The sequence below is a fragment of the Streptomyces sp. A0958 genome, from assembly GCF_004795035.1.
In the GTDB taxonomy this organism is placed as follows: domain Bacteria; phylum Actinomycetota; class Actinomycetes; order Streptomycetales; family Streptomycetaceae; genus Streptomyces.
In genome coordinates, this window is the sequence record NZ_SSBK01000061.1 from 1 (window position 1) to 19,100 (window position 19,100).

General features: G+C 70.3%; 16 protein-coding genes. 11 read left to right on the forward strand and 5 right to left on the reverse strand.

The window, feature by feature from the left end:
• Positions 1–38 precede the first annotated feature (38 nt).
• The 10 genes from uvrC (at position 39) to pgi (ending at position 11,042) form a co-directional block, all read left to right on the forward strand.
• Positions 39–2,084, forward strand: coding sequence for an excinuclease ABC subunit UvrC (gene uvrC, locus E6P78_RS31345; protein WP_136207016.1), 2,046 nt, complete (start codon positions 39–41; stop codon positions 2,082–2,084).
• The gene (rapZ, locus tag E6P78_RS31350; RefSeq protein ID WP_136207017.1) at positions 2,081–3,046 is read left to right on the forward strand and encodes an RNase adapter RapZ; all 966 of its coding nucleotides are present in this window, start codon (positions 2,081–2,083) and stop codon (positions 3,044–3,046) included. The genes uvrC and rapZ overlap by 4 nt, the downstream gene beginning before the upstream one ends.
• Entirely contained in the window at positions 3,043–4,077 is a 1,035-nt protein-coding gene (gene yvcK, locus E6P78_RS31355; protein ID WP_136207018.1) for a uridine diphosphate-N-acetylglucosamine-binding protein YvcK, read from the forward strand. The genes rapZ and yvcK overlap by 4 nt, the downstream gene beginning before the upstream one ends.
• Complete coding sequence (gene whiA / locus E6P78_RS31360; RefSeq protein ID WP_018104603.1) at positions 4,068–5,057, forward strand: DNA-binding protein WhiA; 990 nt, start codon at positions 4,068–4,070, stop codon at positions 5,055–5,057. Before yvcK ends, whiA begins: the two co-directional genes overlap by 10 nt.
• Before the next feature lie 259 nt (positions 5,058–5,316).
• Positions 5,317–6,327 (forward strand): type I glyceraldehyde-3-phosphate dehydrogenase, encoded by a 1,011-nt coding sequence (gene gap / locus E6P78_RS31365; protein WP_136207019.1) that lies wholly within the window; start codon positions 5,317–5,319, stop codon positions 6,325–6,327.
• Between the two features lie 111 nt (positions 6,328–6,438).
• Positions 6,439–7,650, forward strand: coding sequence for a phosphoglycerate kinase (locus tag E6P78_RS31370; protein WP_136207020.1), 1,212 nt, complete (start codon positions 6,439–6,441; stop codon positions 7,648–7,650).
• 6 nt (positions 7,651–7,656) lie between these two features.
• On the forward strand, positions 7,657–8,433 hold the full coding sequence (gene tpiA / locus E6P78_RS31375) for a triose-phosphate isomerase (RefSeq protein ID WP_136207021.1): 777 nt from the start codon (positions 7,657–7,659) through the stop codon (positions 8,431–8,433).
• A 110-nt stretch (positions 8,434–8,543) separates the two neighbouring features.
• A complete protein-coding gene (gene secG, locus E6P78_RS31380; RefSeq protein WP_018104607.1) occupies positions 8,544–8,780 on the forward strand; it encodes a preprotein translocase subunit SecG in 237 nt (78 codons plus the stop codon).
• 109 nt (positions 8,781–8,889) lie between these two features.
• Positions 8,890–9,225, forward strand: coding sequence for an RNA polymerase-binding protein RbpA (locus E6P78_RS31385; RefSeq protein WP_136207022.1), 336 nt, complete (start codon positions 8,890–8,892; stop codon positions 9,223–9,225).
• A gap of 149 nt (positions 9,226–9,374) precedes the next feature.
• The gene (gene pgi, locus E6P78_RS31390) at positions 9,375–11,042 is read left to right on the forward strand and encodes a glucose-6-phosphate isomerase (RefSeq protein ID WP_136207023.1); all 1,668 of its coding nucleotides are present in this window, start codon (positions 9,375–9,377) and stop codon (positions 11,040–11,042) included.
• Between the two features lie 66 nt (positions 11,043–11,108).
• Here pgi and pgl read toward each other — a convergent pair whose 3' ends face one another.
• The 5 genes from pgl to tkt are packed head-to-tail and all read right to left on the reverse strand — an operon-like array spanning position 11,109 to position 17,685.
• Complete coding sequence (pgl, locus tag E6P78_RS31395; RefSeq protein ID WP_136207024.1) at positions 11,109–11,894, reverse strand: 6-phosphogluconolactonase; 786 nt, start codon at positions 11,892–11,894, stop codon at positions 11,109–11,111.
• On the reverse strand, positions 11,891–12,910 hold the full coding sequence (opcA, locus tag E6P78_RS31400) for a glucose-6-phosphate dehydrogenase assembly protein OpcA (RefSeq protein ID WP_136207025.1): 1,020 nt from the start codon (positions 12,908–12,910) through the stop codon (positions 11,891–11,893). The genes pgl and opcA overlap by 4 nt, the downstream gene beginning before the upstream one ends.
• Positions 12,907–14,439 (reverse strand): glucose-6-phosphate dehydrogenase, encoded by a 1,533-nt coding sequence (gene zwf / locus E6P78_RS31405; RefSeq protein ID WP_136207026.1) that lies wholly within the window; start codon positions 14,437–14,439, stop codon positions 12,907–12,909. The genes opcA and zwf overlap by 4 nt, the downstream gene beginning before the upstream one ends.
• Before the next feature lie 5 nt (positions 14,440–14,444).
• Positions 14,445–15,563, reverse strand: coding sequence for a transaldolase (gene tal, locus E6P78_RS31410; RefSeq protein ID WP_136207027.1), 1,119 nt, complete (start codon positions 15,561–15,563; stop codon positions 14,445–14,447).
• A gap of 34 nt (positions 15,564–15,597) precedes the next feature.
• Complete coding sequence (tkt, locus tag E6P78_RS31415) at positions 15,598–17,685, reverse strand: transketolase (protein WP_136207028.1); 2,088 nt, start codon at positions 17,683–17,685, stop codon at positions 15,598–15,600.
• 447 nt (positions 17,686–18,132) lie between these two features.
• Here tkt and E6P78_RS31420 point away from each other — a divergent pair, with 447 nt between their 5' ends.
• Entirely contained in the window at positions 18,133–19,086 is a 954-nt protein-coding gene (locus E6P78_RS31420) for a heme o synthase (protein ID WP_168712751.1), read from the forward strand.
• Positions 19,087–19,100: the final 14 nt, after the last annotated feature.

Below are 19,100 nucleotides of genomic sequence, written 5' to 3' on the forward strand. Positions count from 1 at the left end.
ACCCCGCGCTGTCACTGCCCGCAAGTAGGGTGGGAGACATGGCAGACCCCTCCAGCTACCGCCCCAAGCCGGGACAGATCCCCGACTCCCCGGGGGTCTACAAATTCCGCGACGAACACCGTCGGGTGATCTACGTCGGGAAGGCCAAGAGCCTGCGCCAGCGCCTGGCCAACTACTTCCAGGACCTCTCCGGCCTCCACCCGCGCACGCGCACGATGGTGACCACCGCCGCCTCCGTGGAGTGGACCGTCGTCTCCACCGAGGTCGAGGCGCTTCAGCTCGAATACTCCTGGATCAAGGAGTTCGACCCCCGGTTCAACGTCAAGTACCGCGACGACAAGAGCTACCCCTACCTCGCGGTCACGCTCAACGAGGAGTTCCCCCGGGTCCAGGTGATGCGCGGCGCCAAGAAGAAGGGCGTGCGCTACTTCGGCCCGTACGGGCACGCCTGGGCGATCCGCGAGACCGTCGACCTGATGCTGCGGGTCTTCCCCGTCCGTACGTGCTCGGCGGGCGTCTTCAAGAACGCCGCGCGCACCGGCCGCCCCTGCCTCCTCGGCTACATCGGCAAGTGCTCGGCCCCCTGCGTCGGCCGCGTCACCCCGGAGGAACACCGCGAACTGGCCGACGACTTCTGCGACTTCATGGCCGGTCGCACCGGCACGTACATCCGCCGCCTGGAGAAGGACATGATGGCGGCGGCCGAGGAGATGGAGTACGAGCGGGCCGCGCGCCTGCGCGACGACGTCGAGGCGCTGAAGCGGGCCATGGAGAAGAGCGCCGTCGTCCTCGCCGACGCCACCGACGCCGACCTCATCGCGGTCGCCGAGGACGAGCTGGAGGCGGCGGTCCAGATCTTCCACGTACGCGGCGGCCGGGTGCGCGGCCAGCGCGGCTGGGTCACCGACAAGGTGGAGAACGTCGACACCTCCGGCCTCGTGGAGCACGCCCTCCAGCAGTTGTACGGCGAGGAGAGCGGCGACGCCGTCCCCAAGGAGGTCCTCGTCCCGGCCCTCCCCGAGGACCCCGAGGCCGTCTCCCAGTGGCTCGCGGACCGGCGCGGCTCCCAGGTCAGCCTGCGCATCCCGCAGCGCGGCGACAAGAAGGACCTGATGGTCACGGTCCAGCGCAACGCCCAGCAGGCCCTCGGGCTGCACAAGACCAAGCGCGCCTCCGACCTCACCACCCGCTCCCGGGCCCTGGAGGAGGTCGCCGAGGCCCTGGGCCTGGACACCGCCCCGCTGCGCATCGAGTGCTTCGACATCTCCCACCTCCAGGGCGAGGACGTCGTGGCGTCCATGGTCGTCTTCGAGGACGGGCTGGCCCGCAAGGGGGAGTACCGCCGCTTCCAGATCAAGAGCTTCGAGGGACAGGACGACGTCCGCTCGATGCACGAGGTGATCAGCCGGCGCTTCCGCCGCTACCTCCATGAGAAGGAGCGCACGGGGGAGTGGGAGGAGAGCCCCGCCCCCACGGGCCCCGTACCGGCCGGCCCGGTGCCCGCCGCCCCCGACGCGGCCGATCCGGCGGCCACCGCCGAGTCCCGCGAGGACGACGGCCGGCCCAAGCGGTTCGCGTACCCGCCGCAGCTCCTCGTGGTCGACGGCGGGCAGCCGCAGGTCGCCGCCGCCAAGCGGGCCCTGGACGAGCTGGGCATCGACGACATCGCAGTCTGCGGCCTCGCCAAGCGCCTCGAAGAGGTCTGGCTGCCCGATGACGACGACCCGGTGGTCCTGCCCCGCTCCAGCGAGGGCCTGTACCTCCTCCAGCGCATCCGCGACGAGGCGCACCGCTTCGCCATCACCTACCAGCGCGCCAAGCGGGCCAAGCGCATCCGCTCCAGCCCCCTGGATTCCGTCGCCGGTCTCGGGGACACCCGCAAACAGGCCCTGATCAAACATTTCGGCTCCGTGAAGAAGCTCCGGCAGGCGACAATCGAGGAGATCTGCGAGGTCCCGGGGATAGGCCGCAGGACGGCGGAATCAGTGGCCGTCGCCCTCGCGGCGGCCGCCCCGGCCGCACCCGCCGTGAACACGGCCACAGGAGAGATCATGGAAGAGGACGACGGGGGCAGCACGACATGACTGACCACGAACATGAACACGGGCACGACCGCACAGACCGAGCAGACGGAGCAGCACACGTGAGTACGGGCACCTCGACCGAATCGGGTGACAGCGCGGCCGCCATCCCCGAACTGGTGATCATCTCCGGCATGTCCGGCGCCGGGCGCAGCACCGCCGCCAAGTGCCTGGAGGACCTGGGCTGGTTCGTCGTGGACAACCTGCCGCCCGCGCTGATCCCCACCATGGTGGAGCTCGGCGCCCGCTCCCAGGGCAACGTGGCGCGGATCGCCGTCGTCGTCGACGTACGCGGCCGCCGCTTCTTCGACAACCTGCGCGAATCCCTCGCCGACCTGGACGCCAAGGGCGTCACCCGCCGGGTGGTCTTCCTGGAGTCCTCCGACGACGCGCTGGTCCGCCGCTTCGAGTCGGTCCGCCGCCCCCACCCCCTCCAGGGCGACGGCCGCATCGTCGACGGCATCGCCGCCGAGCGCGACCTGCTGCGCGAGCTGCGCGGCGACGCCGACCTGGTGATCGACACCTCCAGCCTCAACGTGCACGAGCTGCGCGCCAAGATGGACGCCCAGTTCGCCGGCGACGAGGAACCGGAGCTGCGCGCCACCGTGATGTCGTTCGGCTTCAAGTACGGCCTGCCGGTCGACGCCGCCCTGGTCGTGGACTGCCGCTTCCTGCCCAACCCGCACTGGGTTCCCGAGCTGCGCCCCTTCACCGGGCTCAACGAGGAGGTCTCCTCCTACGTCTTCGACCAGCCGGGCGCCAAGGAATTCCTCAACCAGTACACGGAGCTGCTGCAGCTCGTCGCCGCGGGCTACCGCCGCGAGGGCAAGCGCTACGTGACCATCGCCGTCGGCTGCACGGGCGGCAAGCACCGCTCCGTGGCCATGTCCGAGAAGCTGGCGGCGCGGCTCGCCACCGAGGGGATCGAGACCGTGCTCGTACACAGGGACATGGGGCGCGAGTGACCAGTCGCAATCTGCGCCTGCGCCGGCTGCGCGGCGCCACGCCCGCGTTCGCCGTGCGCAAGCGCGGCGCCCAGCCCAAGGTCGTCGCGCTCGGCGGCGGCATGGGCCTGTCCGCCTCCCTCACCGCGCTGCGGCGGATCACCGGCGACCTGACCGCCGTGGTCACCGTCGCCGACGACGGAGGCTCCAGCGGGCGGCTCCGCGAGGAGCTGGGCGTCCTGCCGCCCGGCGACCTGCGCAAAGCGCTCGCCGCACTGTGCGGCGACGACGAGTGGGGCCAGACCTGGGCGCAGGTCATCCAGCACCGCTTCCAGTCCAAGGGCGACCTGCACGAGCACGCGGTCGGCAATCTGCTGATCGTCGCCCTGTGGGAACAGCTCGGCGACCACGTCCAGGCCCTGGACCTGGTCGGCAAGCTCCTCGGCGCGCACGGCCGGGTGCTGCCCATGTCCGCCGTGCCGCTGGAGCTCCAGGCCCTCGTCAAGGGCCACGACCCCGAGCGCCCGGACGACGTGGACACCGTGCGCGGCCAGGCCACCGTCGCCCTCACCCCGGGCGAGGTGCAGTCCGTGCACGTGGTCCCGGCCGACCCGCCGGCCGTCCCCGAGGCGGTCGCCGCCGTACGGGACGCGGACTGGGTGGTCCTCGGTCCCGGCTCCTGGTTCTCCTCGGTCATTCCGCATCTGCTGGTCCCGGAATTGCTGGACGCGCTGATCGAGACGAAGGCCCGCAAGGTCCTCTCGCTCAATCTCGCACCGCAACCCGGTGAAACAGATGGCTTCTCACCGCAGCGTCATTTGGAGGTTTTGGGACGACACGCCCCTAAACTCGCCCTGGACGTGGTGCTGGCCGACGAGGCCGCCGTGCCCGACCGCGAATCTCTCGCCGACGCAGCGAAACGGCTCGGCGCCGCGGTCGAGCTGGCGCCCGTGGCCTCACCCGACGGCGTTCCGATCCATGATCCGGAGCTGTTGGCCGCCGCGTACGACCGTATTTTTCGGATGCATGGAAGGATCGGCCCATGGCGATGACGCCGGCGGTGAAGGACGAAGTCTCTCGGCTTCCCGTGACCCGGACCTGCTGCAGGAAGGCAGAGGTTTCGGCGATTCTTCGGTTCGCGGGTGGACTCCACCTGGTGAGCGGCCGGATCGTGATCGAGGCGGAGCTGGACACCGCGATGGCGGCGCGCCGGCTGAAGCGGGACATCCTGGAGATCTTCGGGCACAGCTCGGAGCTGATCGTGATGGCCCCCGGCGGCCTGCGGCGCGGCTCGCGCTACGTCGTACGGGTGGTGGCGGGCGGCGACCAGCTGGCGCGCCAGACGGGCCTGGTCGACGGCCGGGGCCGCCCCATCCGCGGCCTGCCCCCGCAGGTGGTCTCGGGGGCCACCTGCGACGCCGAGGCCGCCTGGCGCGGGGCCTTCCTGGCGCACGGCTCGCTCACCGAGCCGGGCCGCTCCTCCTCGCTGGAGGTGACCTGCCCGGGCCCGGAGGCCGCGCTCGCGCTGGTCGGCGCGGCCCGCAGGCTCTCCATCGCGGCGAAGGCCCGCGAGGTGCGCGGCGTTGACCGGGTCGTCGTCCGCGACGGCGACGCGATCGGCGCCCTGCTCACCCGGCTCGGCGCCCACGAATCGGTGCTGGCCTGGGAGGAGCGGCGGATGCGGCGCGAGGTCCGCGCCACCGCCAACCGCCTCGCCAACTTCGACGACGCGAACCTGCGCCGCTCCGCCCGGGCCGCGGTCGCCGCGGGCGCCCGGGTGGGCCGCGCGCTGGAGATCCTGGGCGAGGAGGTCCCCGAGCACCTGGCGGCGGCCGGCCGGCTGCGCATGGAGCACAAGCAGGCCTCCCTGGAGGAGCTGGGCGCCCTCGCCGACCCGCCGCTCACCAAGGACGCGGTCGCGGGCCGCATCCGGCGGCTCCTGGCGATGGCCGACAAGCGGGCCCAGGACCTGGGCATCCCCGGCACGGAATCCACTCTCAGCGAAGAGCTGGCCGACGGCCTGGTCGGCTGATCCGCGCCCCCGGCCCGCGCGCCGCGGCGGGAACGGCCCGCGCACCCGCGGGCGTTGACGCTGCGTAATCGTCGCAGAGGGCGGGGGAGATCAACGGAAAGCTCGTACTCCTACTGGGGAGTACGGGCTTTCCGCGTTCTTCCGGCCCCGCTCGATGTCACCCCGACGGCTTCGGAGGGGTAGGGTCGTAGGCGGTCGGGGACATCCCATACAACTCGCCGGCGTCGAAAACCGGCGTACCTAACGAGGAGATCGGTTCGTGACGATCCGCGTAGGCATCAACGGCTTTGGCCGCATCGGTCGTAACTACTTCCGCGCGCTGCTGGAGCAGGGTGCGGACATCGAGATCGTGGCTGTCAACGACCTGGGTGACACTGCGACCACGGCCCACCTGCTGAAGTACGACACCATCCTGGGTCGCCTCAAGGCAGAGGTCAGCCACACCGCCGACACCATCACCGTCGACGGCCACACCATCAAGGTGCTCTCCGAGCGCAACCCGGCCGACATCCCCTGGGGTGAGCTGGGCGTCGACATCGTCATCGAGTCGACCGGCATCTTCACCAAGAAGGCCGACGCCGCGAAGCACATCGCCGGTGGCGCGAAGAAGGTCCTCATCTCGGCTCCGGCCAAGGAAGAGGACATCACCATCGTCATGGGCGTCAACCAGGACAAGTACGACGCGGCCAACCACCACGTCATCTCCAACGCGTCCTGCACGACCAACTGTGTCGCCCCGATGGCCAAGGTTCTCGACGAGAACTTCGGCATCGTCAAGGGCCTCATGACGACGGTCCACGCGTACACCAACGACCAGCGCATCCTGGACTTCCCGCACTCGGACCTGCGCCGCGCCCGCGCCGCCGCCGAGAACATCATCCCGACCACGACCGGCGCCGCCAAGGCGACCGCTCTGGTCCTGCCGCAGCTCAAGGGCAAGCTCGACGGCATCGCGATGCGCGTCCCGGTCCCGACCGGCTCCGCCACCGACCTCGTCGTGACCCTCCAGCGCGAGGTCACCAAGGACGAGGTCAACGCCGCGTTCAAGAAGGCCGCCGACGACGGCGACCTGAAGGGCTTCCTGACGTACACCGAGGACCCGATCGTCTCCTCGGACATCGTCGGCGACCCGTCGTCCTGCACCTTCGACTCCTCCCTGACCATGGTCCAGGAGGGCAACACGGTGAAGATCCTCGGCTGGTACGACAACGAGTGGGGCTACTCCAACCGCCTCGTCGACCTGACCGTCTTCGTCGGCGGCCAGCTCTGACCAGCGCCGAACCGGCAGGCATCTCGATGTGAGCACGGGGCTCGAACAGCGCAACGCCGCGCTGTTCGAGCCCCCTCGCATGCTCCCTCGTCCTCCAAGGAGTCCAGACAGATGAAGACGATCGACGAACTTCTCGCCGAAGGGGTCGCCGGCAAGCGGGTATTCGTCCGCGCCGACCTCAACGTGCCGCTGAGCGGCACCACCATCACCGACGACGGCCGCATCCGCGCCGTCACCCCGACCGTCCGGAAGCTGGCCGAGGCCGGCGCCCGGGTCGTCGTCGCCTCGCACCTGGGCCGCCCCAAGGGCGCCCCTGACCCGGCGTTCTCGCTGGCCCCCGCCGCCGCCCGGCTCGGTGAACTGCTCGGCACGGACGTGGCCTTCGCGACCGACACGGTCGGCGAGTCCGCCCGCGCCACCGTCGCCGCCCTCGCCGACGGCCAGGTCGCCGTCATCGAGAACCTCCGCTTCAACGCCGGCGAGACCTCCAAGGACGACGCCGAGCGCGGCGCCTTCGCCGACCAGCTGGCCGAACTCGCCGACCTGTACGTGGGCGACGGCTTCGGAGCCGTCCACCGCAAGCACGCCTCGGTCTTCGACCTCCCGGCCCGGCTCCCGCACGCCGCCGGCGACCTGATCGCCACCGAGGTCGGCGTACTGAAGAAGCTCACCGACGACGTGCAGCGCCCCTACGCGGTCGTGCTCGGCGGCGCCAAGGTCTCCGACAAGCTCGGCGTCATCGACCACCTGCTGGAGCGGGCCGACCGCATCCTCATCGGCGGCGGCATGGCGTACACCTTCCTCAAGGCCCAGGGCCACGAGGTCGGCAGCTCGCTGCTCCAGGAGGACCAGATCCCGGCGGTGCGGGAGTACCTGCGGCGCGCCGAGGAGAAGGGCGTGGAGTTCGTCCTCCCCGTCGACGTCGTGGTCGCCCCCGCGTTCCCCGACCTCAAGACCAAGGCCCCGGCCAACCCCTCCACCGTCGCCGCCGACGCCATGCCGGCCGGGCAGATGGGTCTGGACAACGGCCCGGAGACCAACAAGCTCTACGCATCGAAGCTCGCCGACGCGGCCACCGTCTTCTGGAACGGCCCGATGGGCGTCTTCGAGCACCCCGACTTCGCCGAGGGCACCCGGGCCGTCGCCCAGGCCCTCGTCGACTCCTCGGGCTTCAGCGTGGTCGGTGGTGGCGACTCCGCCGCGGCCGTCCGCATCCTGGGCTTCGACGAGAACGCGTTCGGACACATCTCGACCGGTGGCGGCGCCAGCCTCGAATACCTCGAGGGCAAGACGCTTCCCGGCCTCGCCGCACTGGAGGACTGACCTTTCATGACCACCCGCACCCCGCTGATGGCGGGCAACTGGAAGATGAACCTCAACCACCTCGAGGCCATCGCCCACGTCCAGAAGCTCGCCTTCGCCCTGGCCGACAAGGACTACGACGCCGTAGAGGTCGCCGTCCTGCCGCCCTTCACCGACCTGCGCTCCGTGCAGACGCTGGTCGACGGCGACAAGCTGAAGATCAAGTACGGCGCCCAGGACATCTCGGCGCACGACTCCGGCGCGTACACCGGTGAGATCTCCGGCCCCATGCTCGCCAAGCTGAAGTGCACCTTCGTCGCCGTCGGCCACAGCGAGCGCCGCCAGTACCACGGCGAGACCGACGAGGTCTGCAACGCCAAGGTGAAGGCCGCCTACAAGCACGGCCTGACCCCGATCCTGTGCGTCGGCGAGGGCCTGGACGTACGCAAGGCCGGCGACCAGGTCGCGTACACCCTCGCGCAGCTCGACGGCGCCCTGAAGGACATCCCGGCCGAGCAGGCCGAGACCATCGTGGTCGCCTACGAGCCGGTCTGGGCCATCGGCACCGGCGAGGTCGCCACCCCCGAGGACGCGCAGGAGGTCTGCGGTGCGATCCGCGGCCGCCTCGCCGAGCTGTACTCGCAGGAGCTGGCCGACGCGGTCCGCATCCAGTACGGCGGCTCGGTGAAGTCCGGCAACGTGGCCGCGATCATGGCCCAGCCCGACGTCGACGGCGCCCTGATCGGCGGCGCGGCGCTGGACGCCGACGAGTTCGTCAAGATCGTCCGCTTCCGCGACCAGTGAGTATGCGGTAGCGCGGATTCGTCGTACCCTTGCGGGGGCCGGGGAGGGCAGCCTCCCGGCCCCCGTTGTTCGCACATGCAGCCAGGATTTCCGGAAAGTAGGGACCAGCCGTGATTTTGGGGTTCGAGATCGCCCTGATCGTCTTCAGCCTGCTGCTGATGCTGCTGGTGCTGATGCACAAGGGCAAGGGCGGCGGTCTCTCCGACATGTTCGGTGGCGGCATGCAGTCCTCCGTCGGCGGTTCCTCGGTCGCAGAGCGCAACCTCGACCGGATCACCGTCGTGGTCGGTCTGGGCTGGTTCGCGTGCATCGTGGTGCTTGGCCTGCTCATCAAGCTGGACAACTGACCCGTCGTAAGCGATTCCCGGTGACGGTGTAACTCCTTTCACTGGACGCGCGTTGGGCCTTACGTAGACTGGGGCATCTTCGAGCACCATCACGCAGGGAGTTACGACCGTGGCAAGTGGCAACGCGATCCGGGGAAGCCGGGTCGGAGCGGGGCCGATGGGGGAGGCCGAGCGCGGCGAGTCCGCGCCACGGCTCCGCATCTCCTTCTGGTGCTCGAACGGGCACGAGACGCAGCCGAGCTTCGCCCATGACGCGCAGGTACCGGAGACCTGGGACTGCCCGCGCTGCGGTTTCCCGGCCGGCCAGGACCGGGACAGCCCGCCCGACCCGCCGCGCACCGAGCCGTACAAGACGCACCTCGCGTACGTGCGCGAGCGGCGCAGCGACGCGGACGGCGAGGCCATCCTCGCCGAAGCCCTCGCCAAACTCCGCGGCGAGATCTAGACATCGTTCACCGGCCGGACACCCCACGGGTGCCCGGCCGGAATGCTTCCGTGCCGCAGCCCGCCGCTGTCACGTCCGGCCGCCTGATCAATTAGGTTGGAGGGGCAGCGGGGAACTGCGGTTACGAGAGAAGTGGGCTGATGTCCGGGATGAACGCAACAAGCCGTACCAGGCTCAACCAGACGCCGGAATGGGCGGCGCTGGGCAAGCACCGTGAGCAGTTCGGGTCGACCCATCTGCGCCAGCTGTTCGCGGACGACCCGGCGCGCGGCACCGGGTACACCCTGCGGGTCGGCGACCTGCACCTCGACTACTCCAAGCACCTGGTCACCGACGAGACGCTGGCGCTGCTGCGCGAGCTCGCCGCCGCCACCGACGTCGCCGGGCTGCGCGACGCCATGTTCCGCGGCGACAAGATCAACACCACCGAGGACCGCGCCGTCCTGCACACCGCGCTGCGCGCCCCGCGCGACGCCGTGATCGAGGTCGACGGCGAGAACGTGGTGCCGGCCGTGCACGCGGTGCTCGACAAGATGGCGGCCTTCTCCGACCGCGTCAGGTCGGGGGAGTGGACCGGCCACACCGGCAAGCCGATCAAGAACATCGTCAACATCGGCATCGGCGGCTCCGACCTGGGCCCCGCCATGGCGTACGAGGCGCTGCGCTCCTTCACGGACCGCTCGCTCACCTTCCGCTTCGTGTCCAACGTCGACGGCGCCGACCTGCACGAGGCCGTGCACGATCTCGACCCGGCCGAGACGCTGTTCATCATCGCGTCGAAGACCTTCACCACGATCGAGACCATCACCAACGCCACCTCCGCCCGCGACTGGCTGCTGACCGGACTGAGGGCCGGTCAGCAAGCCGTGGCCAAGCACTTCGTGGCGCTGTCGACCAACGCGGACAAGGTCGCCGACTTCGGCATCGACACGGCCAACATGTTCGAGTTCTGGGACTGGGTCGGCGGCCGTTACTCGTACGACTCCGCCATCGGGCTCTCCCTGATGATCGCCATCGGTCCGGACCGGTTCCGCGAGATGCTCGACGGCTTCCACCTCGTCGACGAGCACTTCCGCACCGCCCCCGCCGAGGAGAACGCCCCGCTGCTCCTCGGCCTGCTGGGCGTCTGGTACGGCGCGTTCTTCGACGCCCAGTCGCACGCGGTGCTGCCCTACAGCCACTACCTGTCCAAGTTCACGGCGTACCTGCAGCAGCTGGACATGGAGTCCAACGGCAAGTCCGTGGACCGGGACGGCAATCCGGTGGACTGGCAGACCGGGCCGGTCGTCTGGGGCACCCCCGGCACCAACGGGCAGCACGCCTACTACCAGCTGATCCACCAGGGCACGAAGATCATTCCGGCCGACTTCATCGGCTTCGCCCAGCCGGTCGGGGACCTGCTGCCGGGCCTGGTCGCCCAGCACGACCTGCTGATGGCCAACTTCTTCGCCCAGACCCAGGCCCTGGCCTTCGGCAAGACGCCGGAGGAGGTGCGCGCCGAGGGCGTCCCCGAGGAGCTGGTGGCGCACAAGACGTTCCGGGGCAACCACCCGACGACGACGATCCTCGCCGACCGGCTGACCCCGTCCGTGCTCGGCCAGCTCATCGCCCTGTACGAGCACAAGGTCTTCGTCCAGGGCGCCGTCTGGAACATCGACTCCTTCGACCAGTGGGGCGTCGAGCTCGGCAAGGTCCTCGCCAAGAAGATCGAGCCCGTGCTGACCGAGGGCGAGGGGGCCGGGGGCGAGGGGGCCGAGCAGCTGGACAGCTCGACCGCCGCGCTCGTCTCCGCCTACCGCGAGCTGCGCGGGCGTTGAGAAGCCGCCGGGCCCGGCCCGCTCAGGGAGCGGACCGGGCCCGGCAGCACAGCCGGTGACGGCCGGTCAGGCCGAAGCCGGTGGGTACAGGGCACGCGGCAGGCGGGAGGCCGCAGCCGCGTCCAGCAGCCACAGGGTGCGGCTCCGGCCGTACGCACCGGCCGCCGGGGCCTGGATCTCCCCGGCCCCCGACAGGGCGATGGCCACGGCCTCCGCCTTGTCCTCGCCCGCCGCCAGCAACCACACCTCGCGCGCCGCCCGGATGGCGGGCAGCGTCAGCGAGACCCGGACGGGCGGCGGCTTGGGCGCGCCGTGCACACCGACGACGGTGCGCTCGGTCTCCCGTACCGCCGGCAGCTCCGGGAAGAGCGAGGCGACATGGGTGTCCGGGCCGACGCCCAGCATCAGGACGTCGAACTCCGGCACCGGGCCGTGGTCCTGCGGAGCCGCGGCGGCGGCCAGCTCCGCGGCGTACCCGGCGGCCGCGGCGTCGGCGTCCGGCCCGTAGGGGCCGTCGGACGCGGGCATGACGTGCACCCGGGACGGGTCCAGCGGGACGGAGTCCAGCAGGGCCTCGCGGGCCTGGGTGACGTTGCGCTCCGGGTCGCCCTCGGGCAGGAACCGCTCGTCGCCCCACCACAGGTCGAGCCGCGACCAGTCGACCGCGTCCCGGGCGGGCGCGGCGGCGAGCGCGGCCAGCAGACCGTTGCCGTTGCGGCCGCCGGTGAGCACCACCGAGGCGTCACCGCGCGCGGCCTGGGCGTCCACGATCTTCGTGATCAGCCGGGCCGCGGCGGCCTGCGCCATCAGCTCCTTGTCGCGGTGCACGACGAGCTGCGGGACTCCGGTCACTTGGACGCCGCCTTCTTCGCCGGAGCGGCCTTCTTGGCGGCGGGCGCCTTGGCGGGCGCCTCGGCGGGTGCCTCGGCGGCGGGCGCGCCCGCCTTGTCGAGGCGCTCCACCCCGAACTTCACCGTGGACTCGTAGACGTTGTCCGGGTCCAGACGCCGCAGCTCCTCCGCCAGCAGCTCCGCCGTCTCGCGGCGCTTGAGCGCCACCGCGCGGTCCGGCTGGCCCACCATGCAGAGCGTGGCGAGCGAGCCGTCGGCCCGGTCCAGGACGATGTCCCCGTTCTTCGTCGTCATCCGGACGGCGGTGAGGCCGGGGCCGCCGGACGTGGTGCGCTCCACCGGAACCCCCAGCCGGTCCGCCAGCCACATGCCCAGCAGCTCGCAGCTCGGGTTGTCCGACTCGCCCTCGACCGTGGCCGAGACGACCTCGGCCGGCTGCTGGTCGAGCGCCGCCGCCAGCATCGAGCGCCACGGCGTGATGCGGGTCCAGGCCAGGTCCGTGTCCCCGGGCCGGTACGTCGCGGCACGCACCGCCAGCTCGTCGAGCGGGTGCTCGGCCGAGTAGGTGTCGGTGATCCGGCGCTGGGAGAGGGCGCCGAGCGCGTCCTTCGCAGGGTCGGCGGGGGCGTCCTGCGGCCACCACACCACCACCGGGGCGTCCGGCAGCAGCAGCGGCAGGACGACCGACTGGGCGTGGTTGGCCAACTCGCCGTGCAGACGCAGCACGACGGTCTCGCCGGAGCCCGAGTCGGAACCGACCCGGATCTCGGCGTCGAGCCGCGCGTCACGGCGGGCCCGCGGCGAACGGCTGACCCGCTTGATGACCGCGATGATCCGCGAGGGGTGCTCGCGCGAGGAGTCGCTGGCCGCCTTGAGCGCGTCGTAGGCGTTCTCCTCGTCGGTGACGATGACGAGGGTGAGCACCATCCCGATCGCGGGGGCGCCGACCGCGCGCCGGGCCGAGACCAGGGCCTGGTTGATCTTGCTGGACGTGGTTTCCGTGAGATCGATCTTCATGGCCGGCGCCAGCTCCGTCCGTCGCGTGCGAGCATCTCGTCCGCCTCGGCCGGTCCCCAGGTGCCGGCCGGGTACTGGGCGGGCTTGCCGTGCTTGTCCCAGTACTCCTCGATCGGGTCGAGGATGTTCCAGGAGAGCTCGACCTCCTGGTGGCGCGGGAAGAGGTTGGCGTCGCCGAGCAGGACATCGAGGATGAGCCGCTCGTACGCCTCCGGGCTGGACTCCGTGAAGGACTCGCCGTACGCGAAGTCCATCGTGACGTCCCGTACCTCCATTGAGGTGCCGGGCACCTTGGAGCCGAACCGCACCGTGACGCCCTCGTCCGGCTGCACCCGGATGACCAGGGCGTTGCCGCCCAGCTCCTCTGTGGCGCCGGACTCGAAGGGCAGGTACGGGGCGCGCTTGAAGACGACCGCGATCTCCGTGACCCGGCGGCCGAGCCGCTTGCCGGTCCGCAGGTAGAACGGCACGTCCGCCCAGCGGCGGTTGTTGATCGTCAGCTTGATCGCGGCGAAGGTGTCGGTCTTCGACTTGGGGTCGATTCCCTCTTCCTCCAGGTAGCCGGGCACCTCCTGGCCGCCCTGCCACGCGTGCGTGTACTGGCCGCGTACGGTGTGCTTGCCCAGGTCGTCCGGCAGCTCCACCGCCGTGAGCACCTTGAGCTTCTCGGCGACCAGGGCCTTGGGGTGGAAGGAGCCGGGCTCCTCCATCGCGGTCAGCGCCAGCAGCTGGAGCAGGTGGTTCTGGATGACGTCGCGGGCGGCACCGATGCCGTCGTAGTAGCCGGCCCGGCCGCCGATGCCGATGTCCTCGGCCATCGTGATCTGGACGTGGTCGACGTAGGACCTGTTCCAGATCGGCTCCCACATCGTGTTGGCGAAGCGCAGCGCCAGGATGTTCTGGACCGTCTCCTTGCCGAGGTAGTGGTCGATCCGGAAGACCTCGTTCGGCGGGAAGACGTCGTGCACGATCTGGTTGAGCTCCTGCGCGCTCTCCAGGTCGTGGCCGAACGGCTTCTCGATGACGGCCCGGCGCCAGCTGCCGTCCTTCTGGTCGGCCAGCCCGTGCTTCTTGAGCTGCTGGACGACCTTGGGGAAGAACTTCGGCGGCACGGACAGGTAGAACGCGAAGTTGCCGCCCGTACCCTGCGCCTTGTCGAGCTCCTCGATCGTGGCCCTGAGGGTCTCGAAGGCCACGTCGTCGTCGAAGTTGCCCTGCACGAAGCGCATGCCCTGGCTGAGCTGCTGCCAGACCTCTTCGCGGAAGGGGGTACGGGAATGCTCCTTGACGGCGTCGTGCACGACCTGGGCGAAGTCCTCGTCCTCCCAGTCGCGGCGCGCGAAACCGATGAGCGAGAAGCCTGGCGGCAGCAGGCCGCGGTTGGCCAGGTCGTAGATGGCGGGCATCAGCTTTTTACGGGACAAATCGCCCGTGACGCCAAAGATGACCAGGCCCGACGGCCCCGCGATGCGCGGGAGCCGTCGGTCCTGGGCGTCACGGAGCGGGTTGGCTCCGGGAACACCAGACAAAGTGGTCAGCCCTCCGAAGGGGCGAGGCGCTTGAGCTCCGCCTCGGTCGAGTTCAGCAGGTCGGTCCAGGCGGTCTCGAACTTCTCGACGCCCTCGTCCTCCAGGACCTGGACGACGTCGTCGTAGTCGACGCCGAGCTTCTTGATCGCGTCGAGGTCGGCACGAGCCCGGTCGTACGCACCGGCGACGGTGTTGCCGGTGACCTCCCCGTGGTCCGCCACCGCCTCCAGAGTCGCCTCCGGCATGGTGTTGACCGTGTTCGGCGCGACGAGGTCCACGACGTACAGGGTGTCCTTGAGGGACGGGTCCTTCACGCCGGTGGAGGCCCACAGCGGGCGCTGCTTGTTGGCGTGTGCCTTGTCGAGGGCGGCCCAGCGCTCACCGGCGAAGACCTCCTCGTACGCCTCGTAGGCCAGGCGCGCGTTGGCCAGGGCGGACTTGCCCTTGGCGGCCTTCGCCTCCTCGCCGCCGATCACGTCCAGGCGCTTGTCGATCTCGGTGTCCACGCGGGACACGAAGAACGACGCCACCGAGTAGATCTTGGCGAGGTCCAGGCCCGCGGCCTTCGCCTTCTCCAGGCCCGCCAGGTAGGCGTCCATGACCGCGCGGTAGCGCTCCAGCGAGAAGATCAGCGTGACGTTGACGCTGATGCCCCGGCCGATCGTCTCGGTGATCGCCGGCAGACCCGCCTTGGTGGCCGGGATCTTGATGAACGTGTTCGGCCGGTCCACCAGCCAGGCCAGCTGCTTGGCCTCGGCGACGGTGGCCCGGGTGTTGTGGGCCAGGCGCGGGTCGACCTCGATGGAGACCCGGCCGTCCTGGCCGTCGGTCGCGTCGAAGACCGGGCGCAGGATGTCGGCCGCGTCCCGGACGTCCGCGGTGGTGATCATGCGGATCGCTTCCTCGACGGTCACCCGGCGGGCGGCGAGGTCGGCGAGCTGCTGGTCGTAACCATCGCCCTGCGAGATCGCCTTCTGGAAGATCGAAGGGTTGGTCGTGACGCCCACGACGTGGCTCTGGTCGATCAGCTCGGCCAGGTTGCCCGACGTGATCCGCTTGCGCGAGAGGTCGTCGAGCCAGATCGCCACGCCCTCGTCGGAGAGGCGCTTGAGTGCGTCTGTCATGAGAATTGCATCTCCTACTAGTCGTATAACGGCGTCAGCGCGCGGCGGCGGCGAGGGATTCCCGCGCGGCGGCGGCGACGTGTGCGCCGGTGAAGCCGAACTCGCGGAAAAGGACCCCCGCGTCCGCCGAAGCGCCGAAGTGCTCCAGCGAAACGATCCGGCCGGCGTCCCCGACGTACCGGTACCAGGTCAGACCGATACCCGCCTCGACGGCCACCCGGGCCCTGACCGACGGCGGCAGCACGCTGTCCTTGTAACCCTGGTCCTGCTCCTCGAACCACTCGACACACGGCATCGACACCACACGGGTCGGAATTCCGGCCGCCTGGAGCTCTTCGCGCGCCTCCACGGCGAGCTGGACCTCGGAGCCCGTACCGATCAGCACGACCTGCGGCTCGCCGTTCTCGGCGTCGAGAAGCACGTAGCCGCCCTTCGCCGTGTCCTCGTTCGCCTCGTACGTCGGCACGCCCTGGCGGGTCAGCGCCAAGCCGTGCGGGGCGCCCTTGCCGAACACCTTGGTGTAGCGGCGCAGGATCTCGCGCCAGGCGATGGCGGTCTCGTTGGCGTCGGCCGGGCGCACGACGTTCAGGCCCGGGATGGCACGCAGCGAGGCCAGGTGCTCCACCGGCTGGTGGGTCGGACCGTCCTCGCCGAGACCGATCGAGTCGTGCGTCCACACGTACGTCACGGGCAGGTGCATCAGCGCGGACAGCCGCACGGCGTTGCGCATGTAGTCGGAGAACACCAGGAAGGTGCCGCCGTAGATGCGGGTGTTGCCGTGCAGCGCGATGCCGTTCATGGCGGCGGCCATGGCGTGCTCGCGGATGCCGAAGTGGATCGTGCGCCCGTACGGGTCGGCCTCCGGCAGCGGGTTGCCCGCGGGGAGGAACGACGACGTCTTGTCGATCGTGGTGTTGTTGGAGCCCGCCAGGTCGGCGGAGCCGCCCCACAGCTCGGGGATGATCTCGCCGAGCGCCTGGAGCACCTTGCCGGACGCGGCGCGGGTGGCGACGCCCTTGCCCGGCTCGAAGACCGGCAGGCTGTCCTCCCAGCCCTTGGGCAGCTCGCCCGCGCGCACGCGGTCGAAGTCGGCGGCGCGCTCGGGGTTGGCGGTGCGCCACGCGTCGAAGGTCTTCTCCCACTCGGCCTTGGCCTCGCGGCCCCGGTCCAGGGCGCGGCGGGTGTGCGCGATGACCTCGTCGGAGACCTCGAAGGACTTCTCCGGGTCGAAGCCCAGCACCTTCTTGGTCGCGGCCACCTCGTCGTCGCCGAGCGCGGAGCCGTGCGAGGCCTCGGTGTTCTGGGCGTGCGGGGCGGGCCAGGCGATGATCGAGCGGGCCGCGATGAACGACGGGCGCTCCGTCTCGGCCTTGGCGGCCAGCAGGGCCTTGTACAGCCCCTCCGGGTCCAGGTCGCCGTTGGGCAGCTGGTCGACGCGCTGGACGTGCCAGCCGTACGCCTCGTAGCGCTTGACGGTGTCCTCGGAGACCGCGGTCTCCGTGTCGCCCTCGATCGAGATGTGGTTGTCGTCCCACAGCAGGACCAGGTTGCCCAGCTTCTGGTGCCCGGCCAGCGAGGACGCCTCCGCGGAGATGCCCTCCTGGAGGCAGCCGTCACCGGCGACGGCCCACACCATGTGGTCGAAGGGGGAGGTGCCGGGGGCCGCCTCCGGATCGAACAGACCGCGCTCGTAGCGGGCGGCCATGGCCATGCCCACGGCGTTGGCGACACCCTGGCCCAGCGGGCCCGTGGTCGTCTCCACTCCGGTGGTGTGGCCGTACTCCGGGTGGCCCGGAGTCTTGGAGCCCCAGGTGCGGAACGCCTTCAGGTCATCGAGCTCCAGGCCGTAGCCGGCCAGGTAGAGCTGGATGTACAGGGTCAGGCTGGTGTGGCCTGCCGAGAGCACGAACCGGTCGCGGCCGGTCCACTCCGCGTCGGCGGGGTCGTGCCGCATCACCTTCTGGAAGATGGTGTACGCGGCGGGAGCCAGGCTCATGGCCGTACCCGGGTGGCCGTTTCCGACTTTCTGTACGGCGTCCGCGGCGAGGACGCGGACGGTGTCCACGGCCCGCTGGTCCAATTCGGTCCACTGGAGGTCTGTGGTGGTCGGCTTGGTGCTCACCCTGAGTCAGGGCTCCTCTCCAACTGTTGTCGACCGGTGACTGTGACCGCACCGGATGCTGTCGAGCCTACCCCCGCCAGTACCCGTGTTTTCCGGCTCCTACCAGGGTGGGGGCGGCCCGCGGAATCCGCCTCCCGTATGAGCGGGAAGGCTCACCGATGGGCCTCTCCGATGAGCGTGCGGACCCACTCCTGAGACGCTCCGACGAGCAGGCCGGGGCGCAGCCGCGCGACCCCCGCGAGCGCTCCGCGCCACCCGCGCGACACCTGTGCGTCACTCGTGCGTGCGAAGCACCCCCCGGATGCGCCGCGACGGGCCCCGGCGCCACATCAACACGACCCCACCCCCGCGAAGGGCGGCCTGTCCCCAACGTCTACAGTGGTCGGGTTCGCGCAAGTCTTCACCGGGCCCTTACGCCCGGAGCTTGCTGGGATTTCTCTGTCAGGGGTGTGCGTGACGGCCGTCGAGTCCCGACCCGCAGGGGTCGCCTTGACTCCGAGCCCAGGGGGCCAACGCCCATTCGGGGCCCGTGTCAAGGCATTCGTGGCACTGACCAAGCCTCGGATCATCGAGCTGTTGCTGATCACCACTGTTCCGGTGATGTTCCTGGCCGCTCAGGGTGTACCCGACTTGTGGCTCGTGCTCACTACCACCATCGGCGGCTACCTGTCCGCCGGCGGTGCCAATGCACTGAACATGTACATCGACCGCGACATCGACGCGTTGATGGACCGTACGTCGCAGCGCCCGCTGGTCACCGGCATGGTGAGCCCGCGCGAGTGCCTGGCCTTCGGCGTCTCCCTCGCGGTGATCTCGACGGTCTGGTTCGGGCTGCTCGTCAACTGGCTGTCGGCGGCGCTGTCGCTGGGCGCCCTGCTCTTCTACGTCGTGATCTACACGATGGTGCTGAAGCGCCGCACCTCGCAGAACATCGTCTGGGGCGGCATCGCGGGCTGCATGCCGGTCCTCATCGGCTGGTCGGCAGTGACGAACGAGGTCTCCTGGGCCGCGGTGATCCTCTTCGCGGTCATCTTCTTCTGGACGCCGCCGCACTACTGGCCGCTGTCCATGAAGGTGAAGGACGACTACGCGCGGGTCGGCGTCCCGATGCTTCCGGTCATCGCCTCCAACCGGGTGGTCGCCCGGCAGATCGTCGCCTACAGCTGGGTGATGGTCGCCGTCTCGCTGCTGCTCACCCCGCTGGGCTACACCGGCTGGTTCTACACCGCGGTGGCGCTGCTGACCGGCGGCTTCTGGCTCTGGGAGGCGCACGCGCTGCTCGGCCGGGCCAAGGCCGGGGTGACCGGGGTGAAGCTCAAGGAGATGCGGCTGTTCCACTGGTCGATCACCTACGTGTCGCTGCTGTTCGTGGCCGTGGCGGTGGACCCCTTCCTGCGGTAGAACCTCCAGCTCCG

Bases quoted from the DNA above. Each gene is read 5' to 3' on its own strand.
- uvrC (WP_136207016.1), top strand. From the start codon at position 39: ATGGCAGACCCCTCCAGCTACCGCCCCAAGCCGGGACAGATCCCCGAC.
- rapZ (WP_136207017.1), top strand. From the start codon at position 2,081: ATGACTGACCACGAACATGAACACGGGCACGACCGCACAGACCGAGCA.
- whiA (WP_018104603.1), top strand. From the start codon at position 4,068: ATGGCGATGACGCCGGCGGTGAAGGACGAAGTCTCTCGGCTTCCCGTG.
- E6P78_RS31370 (WP_136207020.1), top strand. From the start codon at position 6,439: ATGAAGACGATCGACGAACTTCTCGCCGAAGGGGTCGCCGGCAAGCGG.
- tpiA (WP_136207021.1), top strand. From the start codon at position 7,657: ATGACCACCCGCACCCCGCTGATGGCGGGCAACTGGAAGATGAACCTC.
- pgi (WP_136207023.1), top strand. From the start codon at position 9,375: ATGAACGCAACAAGCCGTACCAGGCTCAACCAGACGCCGGAATGGGCG.
- opcA (WP_136207025.1), bottom strand. From the start codon at position 12,910: ATGAAGATCGATCTCACGGAAACCACGTCCAGCAAGATCAACCAGGCC.
- tal (WP_136207027.1), bottom strand. From the start codon at position 15,563: ATGACAGACGCACTCAAGCGCCTCTCCGACGAGGGCGTGGCGATCTGG.